Genomic DNA, 7,991 nt, shown 5'->3' with positions numbered 1-7,991 from the left:
GATGAACTCTTCAACTTGTCCTCCACCAGCAATTTTTAGGTGGACAGGAAAGTTTTTTGTTTTTAAATTGGCGATGGCATTTAAAATATCGCCAACTCCCTTTGACTCCATAATTGACCCGACATAAGCTAAATTCCAGGTTTGGCTATGGGTGGGAAGAGTTTTGACAGGAAAGCAGTCTGGAGTAACCTGAGAAGGCCAGTCCCAAGGAATTATTTTGTCAGAATTTACCCCAATTTCTTGAAGGGAAAGGGATGAATTTATGCCATGATTAAAAACCCAGTGAATTTGCGGATTATTCAAAAGGGATGACAGCCAATAATTTCGCAGCTTGTTTTTCATGCCTTTAGTTGAAAAGGAGTCTGCTAATATGGCAATCGTGGGGATTTTTTGTTGAATAGACCAGCGAAACACATCTTGAATGGGTGTGCGGACAATGAGATGAGTTGGATTTTGTTTTTCAATCAAATTGATTAACGGTTTGACTTGGATTTCTTGTTGAAATCCAGCTCCGATTGCATGGACGCCATTGCTAAGAACCTCATCATAGGGTTCTTTTGTAAGACAACAAAGAACGGCAGCCCTCTCAATGGTTTTGCCGATTTCAGAAACAGCGTCAACGGAATATTTTTGAGCATAATAAGTTTCCTCGCCGCCTTGATCAAAGCCTCGTACAGCTTCTCGGTAATCTCCAGCATATTGCACCATCAATAAACGCATAGGCGCATCTCCCTTGTAGTAAAATTCATTAATCTATTCACTAAATTCATAGTTTCTTGCTTTGTACGGCTGTAGTGAACTTAAGACGATACATCCCTAGAGACTTTACTCAACCGTTGGTTGCTCAATTCCCCAAACCTCTAAAAAATCTATACATTCTTACTCGACATGCCTATCGGTTCACTAATCGATTTTAGGGGCAAGTTTAAGATTTCCCCAGCAGGGGACTAAGGTGACTTGTTGATAAGACCATTCAGATTGGCCTAAGAAAGATTACTTTTAAAATAAAAACAAACCGGATTGAGACTAAAAAAAGTCAAGAGTTTAACAGGAGAAGATAATAGGCTGGTTTTTCTAAATGAAATTCATCAAATCTTTACAATAAACTTTATTTTTTGTCAACTCAAATATAACCCCGTTTTGGGTTTTGGACAACTATAAAATCTTGCGAAAGAATAGTATGAGGTTACGGGTTCCGAGATTTTCCTAATCAATCTCCGTTGTCAGCCTTCGATTATAAAAGTCCTCAAAGGAATTCATCACTACACGGCTAACAAGCAATCGCTAATTCTCTTGATTAGGCGGATGACTGAGGAGTGGCACCTGAGGAGAAAAATTCCATCGCCTCACAGTTACTTCTTCTGGTTAAGCAATTCGTTTGATTCCGGTTAGTTAGATTAGCTTTATCGCTGCGGCACTAAAACACGGCGAGGAGCTGACGCGCGAACGTTTTTAGCTTTAAGGTTTTCTGGAGCTTTGTTCACAAGTCCAGCTAACCCTCCATTAGCCAACAAATAGACTGGCGATATGAAGGCATTTAAGGAGCTGTCCCACATAAACAGAATGACGACTAAGGCCAATCCAGCGGCGGGTGATACTTTGCTGTGAAACCACAACCTAGCTGGATAACGGAAAAAGCCAAAGACTAAACTCGGTAACAACATTGCTGTTGTGAGACTAGCTAGCCCAACTGCACCATTTTGACCATACGCAATAATCCAAATGCTGTCAGTAATTGAAATATCGTTACCTTTGGCATCGTATATACGGCTTCCTCCCGAATCCCCCCAGCCGAACATCATTCTCAGCCGCGCTTTCTGTGAGAGTACTACCTCATTGACCATCCTAAAGCCCAAGGATTGAGACCGATCATTACCTGAGCGTTGAGAAGCAGCCATAAAAGCTTTCACTTCGGGGATAGTATACAGTGTTCCTGTAGCTCCCAGGTATAAGTAGGATGATATCACCGCTGTAATTAGCAACATTGGCAGAGCGGTACGAAACCACTTAGCAAAAAAGAAGGTGCCGAGTCCCATCATCAGATAGAGGTAGGCTCCTGTGGATTTGTTCAAGATAAATGTCACAAACAGCACAGGCACTAGCCAATTCATGGGATAATCCCAGAGTTTCTTGATGACGTTGGTTCTCCACAGCACTACTCCTAACAGCGTTGCAGCCATCATAAACATACCCACGGCAAGCCCGTGTTCCAAGAACACGGTTGGTCGATATCCCCCCCAACGCATGGTTTGACCAAAGTCTTCACGAGCGTGGAATCCGTAAAGCCTCAAGTGCAACGTCGGAGCAATGCGCGTTTCCAGCAGGCACAAAGGTGCGTAGACCATTCCACCCGCAAAGATGCCAATAGCTAACTGGCGCAGTCCAGCCAAGTCACTGAAATAGAGGCGACCAATGAAATAGGGGATTCCCCAAATAACAATTTGTGTGGCTGTTGGTGAAATGGGACTCAAGCCGTTAGTGGATTGTGAAGCGATTGGGCACAAGCACCAAATCAGCATTGGTAAGTCCATCCAACCGGGTTTAAATGAACTAAGCCGTGCAGAATCGAACACAACGATCGCTAGCAAAACGATGTAGCTAATCGCTGAAAGCTTTTCATAAGGTGGGAGTCCTTGCACGATGGGGTACTTGATCACTTGGGGTAAGAAGAGAAACCCCCCAATGACACTCACAATCACTGCTCGTTGAGACGGATATCGGTTGAATAAATAGAAAACTAGGGGAATCCAGCCAAACATGGCTAGAGGAACTAATGGAGTCATAGGCTTGGTGGAAGCATGAACAGCAACAGAGATTTTGGTGAATTAAGCTACCAGGTCAAATAGAATTTCGTCGTTCGATAGCTGTGTGGAAAGCTATCTCGAAGCCCACATTTACGGCAAAAACATTTTGTCAATAGGTAGCCCTAGGCCCAATGCATATCGAGCACTTAAGACGACTGTCAGTAATACCAACAATAGAGCGGTCGCCTGAAGGTCTTGCATGATACAACTCAGCTTTTCACGCTGTAGACCGTAAGTGATTGCCCCGTAATAAGGAAAGTCATTAAGCGCAATCACGAAAAGAGCTCCATGGAGACCATGCCCTTGGCTACCCCCCATGAGGTGGAACCCAAGCGGCAATCCGATAAACATAAATAAAAACTTGAAAAAGCTACCGTAGGCTGGATAGAGAGACTTGCCAAGGGCAAAAAGAGCCTGATCAATGGTTTGAGTCAAGATGCGAGGCCAAAAGCCGACTGCCAAAAGTGGCAGCATCCAAGCTGCATTGCCGTAAGCTTTGGGATACAGTATCGGAATTAATTTATCGCCAAAGCCAGCTAGCGCGGTGACGCCTACAGCAGCGAGCATCAAGAAAGGCCCGCGATTCTTGAGAATCTTGGCTCGAAACGTTTCGCGAGGCAAGTCAGCAAACTTGGAAAATGTGGGAAAAAGAACTTTACTGCTGAGCGCCAAAAGAACCTGACGAGGGATGTCAGAGAGCGCGAAGGCGATATTATAAACACCTAAAGCTGCTGAGGTAACTAATTTTCCCAGAATCAACTTATCTGATTGCTCTGCCAGAAAGGTGAGAGCTGTCGAAGCAAAAATCCATTTTCCAAAGGAAAAGATGTTCTTGGCAGCCGCGGGTTCCCAGACAAAGCGGTTACGCAGTCCTGGAATTAACATATGGCTCCACACCAGTTGGAACGTGACTGACACTAGGTTGCCGATGACAAGAGCCCAGACGTTGTGATACATCCAGGCCAAGGCAACCATCACCGTAATGCCGACAACCTGCCCTCCAAACTCAAAGACTGACAACTTCCCAACAGCCAGTTGGCGGTTGAGCGTGAACCGGGCAGTAGACCAGAATCCTTCAACAACCGTGTTTAGCCCAACGGCTGGGATTAGAAAGAGGAGTTCAGGCTTGCCGTAGAATGAGGCAATGGGCCAGGCGATTAACAGGCAACAGACCCACAGACCCACTCCACGCATCACCTGCATCGTCCAGGCGGTGTTAAAAAAGTCTGGCTCCTCTCCACGCTTGTTTTGGATGAGGCTTTGACCAATGCCGATGTCCGAGAACAGGTGCAGACCCGTAATGAACGTGTAGACCAAGGCCATTAGGCCGAACACATCTGGTGAGAGCAAGCGTGTCAAGATCAGGTTTGTGCCGAATCGTAAGACCTGACCTGCCCCATAGCCTGCAATAGTCCAGATTGTGCCACGGATAGCAAGCTTTTTAACGGATGACATGATGACTGGGGGGAGTGGACAGATGGAATGTATGGGGAGTCAGGCGATGTTTAAGCATCCGTTACTCCGACGCTTGTAGATGCTGGCATAGGGAGATTTGACGGGATATCGCTGACCTGCTTCTGGGTCTTTTCAATGTTAGACGGAAACAGTGCCGCTAGTTTGCTCGCCTCAATTGCTGCATCGTGATGCTCGGCGACACGATGAGACCCTATCTGACCCATTTGTTCCAACTTTTCGACGGGCAACAGCAAGGCTGTTCGCATGGCAGTTGTTAAGGCTTCTACAGATCCAGGCGGTACTAACCACCCACAAGTTCCCGGTTCTACTAATTCAGGTATCCCAGCCACATAGGTACTGATGACAGGGCGCTCAAGAGCCAGCGCCTCCATAATGACCACAGGCAACCCTTCGGCAAAGCTGGGAAGTACCAAAACTCGTGACGCTAAAATCTGTTGCTGCACCTCAGGATTACTGGCCCACCCAGTAATTTCAATGTGGTTTTGAAGACCCTTTTGTGCAATCAAGGTTTCAATTTGGGAGCGCAACGGTCCATCTCCCACGAAAACTAATTTAAATGATTGACCTTCAGCAGCTAACCGACTGGCGGCTTCTACCAACAGCAAATGACCTTTCTGTTCACTGAGGCGACCCACACAAACGAATCGAGGCTCGTTGGGGATGGGAATATGAGGCTGCGTCAAAAACAACTGATCTACGCCACAATGAACGACATGAATTTTTGACCACTGCTCGTGGTCACACCATCGATAAAGCTGGCTTTTCCCAAACGAACTCACGGCTACGACAAAAGCAGAGCGATTGATTTTTTCAGTTAAGGCGATCGCTTGAGCTTTATCAAATTCTTCAGGGCCATGAACCGTAAAGCTGTAAGGAGGGCCGCCAAGCACACGACACAACATCGCGACCGTTGTTGAATTCGTCCCGAAGTGAACGTGAACGTGTGCTATCTCCGACTCTTGAAACCAGAGGAGAAGAACACAGGCTTCAGCCAAGTAGGCGAAATGACGCAAAATTCCTCGCTCTGAACGCCAACCTACTTGGAGCATTAACCATAAAGCCATCAAAAAACGAATCGGTCTGGTTATTGCCACGCGAATTAGGGTGAACAGCAAGCCTACTTTCCCAATTCCTAGGACAATTCGAGTTTTTTCTAGCTCTAGTTTGTCTATTTCGTCAACGAGTTCAGAACCGCAGGAGCGGATTGAAAAACGTGCAACTGGAATCCCACAAGCCTCGACCCCAGCAATTTCTCGCCGGATGAAGCTATGGCTAACTTTTGGGTATTGATTAACTAGATAGGCAATTGTCATCGTGAACTTAGGGAAAGTAGTATTTCTGGTTTGATTTTTGGAGAACCGCTAGAAAACCAAACGTTTGGTGAATGACAGAGGTAACTCTTCCCGTGCCATGGCTACCTACAAAGGCCAACTCATTGCATTGGGGAAAGCGCTCTACTCAAGTCGAGAAATGCTGAGAGTTAGCCTGTGAACGGAGAAAAACTGCCTTACAAGGCAACTATCACCGTTGTTTCCCCTGCTCAACTCCTTATTTTCTCCTCTAAAATCGGCCTTTCCTTCCCTCGTGTTTACGGCTAGGAAGAAAGGCCATCGTTTTTTCTGTACTTGAGTGCACCCAGTTCCTCAGCCCCAATCCCAAGAGAAGAAAATTGGTTGTCTCGAATCTCGTAGACGGCATTCATTTCTGCTTTCCCATCATAGCCACACGACATGCTGGCGAATTGAGGCGTTTGGTGGTTGGAGTCGCTGGCATGACTGCACCGATGCCATCTGGCGATAGAAACGGAACTTGACAGAACCTGCGAGATCTTCCCAACATGTTTGTTTTGTAGGCAAGAAACTGCTCTATCTGTAAACAGGTAGTTTGCACAGCTACTGATTTTCTTTTTTTATCTAGTCGCGTCTTTACGCCGTCCATGCCACGAAGGTTTTCCTTGATGCAAAAACTAGACGGCTTTAAAAGTGAGCCAATCTGTCTGTCACACGTTAGGCAAAGGTGATAGTCCTTTATAAACGGCTTCTTACCCTCAGACATTGCCCGGAAATGATGCTTGGCGCGGTGAATACTTTTTTATTGAAGTGATTTCCTCCAAAGCAGATCACACTGCTGGCTGGCAAAAACCCGGATATTTTAAAAAAATGACTCCTGGGCGACGTGCTGGCTAAAATCCAGAGAGCTTTGGCTACCACTTCTCGTCCTTAATACAGGTGGAAAACATTCCGGGAGTCCAGTCTGGTAGCTATTTCCTGTCTGATATCTCAGGCTATCTCAGCGACGGAATATCAGGTGGTTCGGATAATCCAGCTCTGGTTTCCGTAATTCGAGGTGGAGACTTCGTTGTTAGCCTTAACTACTACAGGAGTCTTACGCATCGAAGCTAGTTGGTGAGTATACTGGATGCCTAAGCAGGACACTTTCTTCTGTCTACGAGGAGTTGGTCACGAGCATCCAGCCTTGATGACTGCCAACCTTGTACGGAAGTCAGCCGCTACCAATGGTAGGGAACATTAGACAAATGCTCAAGGTGTACCCGTCGTTCACATCAATGTTTACGTTTGGTAAAAAGTCAATACTCGCTGAAGAAGGCTGTCTGTTCAGTCTGCTGTTGCAGTTCGGCTCCAACCCTGATTCGATAAATGTTTAGTTTTTCCTTATTAATAAATTTTCTATTATGCCAGTTGAGCAGTCAGAATGGGGAATATAAATCATGTAGATAGAGTAAGTAAAAGAGCGAATCTTGTAAAAACAACGATATGACCAAAGACGAATTGATTAAGTTTGTCAACTTGTGGCATCCCGTCAATTAAGCTCATGGAGTCCTCTTGAGGTAGCGGAACTATGAAGTGAGGAGTCCTCGTCGTAAGTTATCAGGGCGGGAAAGGAGTAAGTCATAAAGTGCGTCATCCGCCTCAACCAAGCTTTAGAGACTTCTACGACACGAGGGCTTTTCTGGGGGTGCAAGTCAACAAACTATATAGAGGTCAAAATGGAAACAGAACCAGTCTCTCAAGTTTTATCAATTAGCAAGCGAAGCAGACAGTTACAGGAATTGCCAGCACTCGACAAAGATGAGGTTAGCACTCCGCCTCAAAAAGGATTGAATCTGCGTCCACTCTTGAGGACTGTCCAACGGAAAGCCCTATTAGTGATTTGCATCACAGGTGGTGTGACGGCTGCTGCCTTTGTTTGGGCTAATAAAAACATTCCGCCGACATACCAAGGCAATTTTCAGCTTTTAGTCGAACCTGTCACTAATGAAGGGAAAGTTGTTCAACCCTATGCGCTCACTCGTGGTCCTAATGCACAACAAATGCAGGGTCAAGACGGTGCTACCTTGGACTACGCAACTCAGCTGGAGATTTTAAAGAGTCCAAAGATGCTGTCCTCCATATACGAGCGAGTCAGGCTTCGATATCCTCAGCTGAAGTTCTTTGTCTTTTCAAAATCATTAACCGTTGCCCGTTTTGCTAACGAAAAATCTCCGGAACCCACCAAGCTCCTCAAAGTTACCTATGAGGCAGAAGACCCTAAACTTGTCCTGTTTGTTTTAGAAGTCACTGCGGAAAAATATTTAAAGTACAGCCTTGAGGAGCGTAAGTCTCAAATTAGTGAAGGGGTTAAGTTTATTGATGACCAACTCCCAGAGTTGAATGCGCGGGTTGCTAATTTACAGTTACAACTACAACGACT

General features: G+C 45.7%; 5 protein-coding genes and 1 pseudogene. 1 reads left to right on the top strand and 5 read right to left on the bottom strand.

The annotated features are described in order from the left end of the window. From V6C93_RS33890 to V6C93_RS33870, 5 genes and pseudogenes are all read right to left on the bottom strand, one after another. Positions 1–720, bottom strand: a pseudogene (locus V6C93_RS33890) (glycosyl transferase family 1); the annotation flags it as partial. 683 nt (positions 721–1,403) lie between these two features. After that, on the bottom strand, positions 1,404–2,783 hold the full coding sequence (locus V6C93_RS33885; protein ID WP_333481091.1) for an O-antigen ligase domain-containing protein: 1,380 nt from the start codon (positions 2,781–2,783) through the stop codon (positions 1,404–1,406). A 111-nt stretch (positions 2,784–2,894) separates the two neighbouring features. Then, positions 2,895–4,259, bottom strand: a complete 1,365-nt coding sequence (locus V6C93_RS33880; RefSeq protein ID WP_333481090.1) for an oligosaccharide flippase family protein — start codon at positions 4,257–4,259, stop codon at positions 2,895–2,897. Positions 4,260–4,309: 50 nt separating this feature from the next. Next, positions 4,310–5,593, bottom strand: coding sequence for a glycosyltransferase family 4 protein (locus tag V6C93_RS33875; RefSeq protein WP_333481089.1), 1,284 nt, complete (start codon positions 5,591–5,593; stop codon positions 4,310–4,312). 385 nt (positions 5,594–5,978) lie between these two features. Continuing rightward, the gene (locus V6C93_RS33870) at positions 5,979–6,119 is read right to left on the bottom strand and encodes a hypothetical protein (RefSeq protein WP_333481088.1); all 141 of its coding nucleotides are present in this window, start codon (positions 6,117–6,119) and stop codon (positions 5,979–5,981) included. A 1,168-nt stretch (positions 6,120–7,287) separates the two neighbouring features. Here V6C93_RS33870 and V6C93_RS33865 point away from each other — a divergent pair. Further along, the coding region (locus V6C93_RS33865) for a Wzz/FepE/Etk N-terminal domain-containing protein (RefSeq protein WP_333481087.1) at positions 7,288–7,991 on the top strand (704 nt) is incomplete at its 3' end.

It is taken from the genome of Allocoleopsis sp. (assembly GCF_036703385.1).
Taxonomy (GTDB): domain Bacteria; phylum Cyanobacteriota; class Cyanobacteriia; order Cyanobacteriales; family Coleofasciculaceae; genus Allocoleopsis.
The sequence above is the reverse complement of the archived record's forward strand: the minus strand, read 5'-3'. Positions and strand labels throughout refer to the sequence as shown.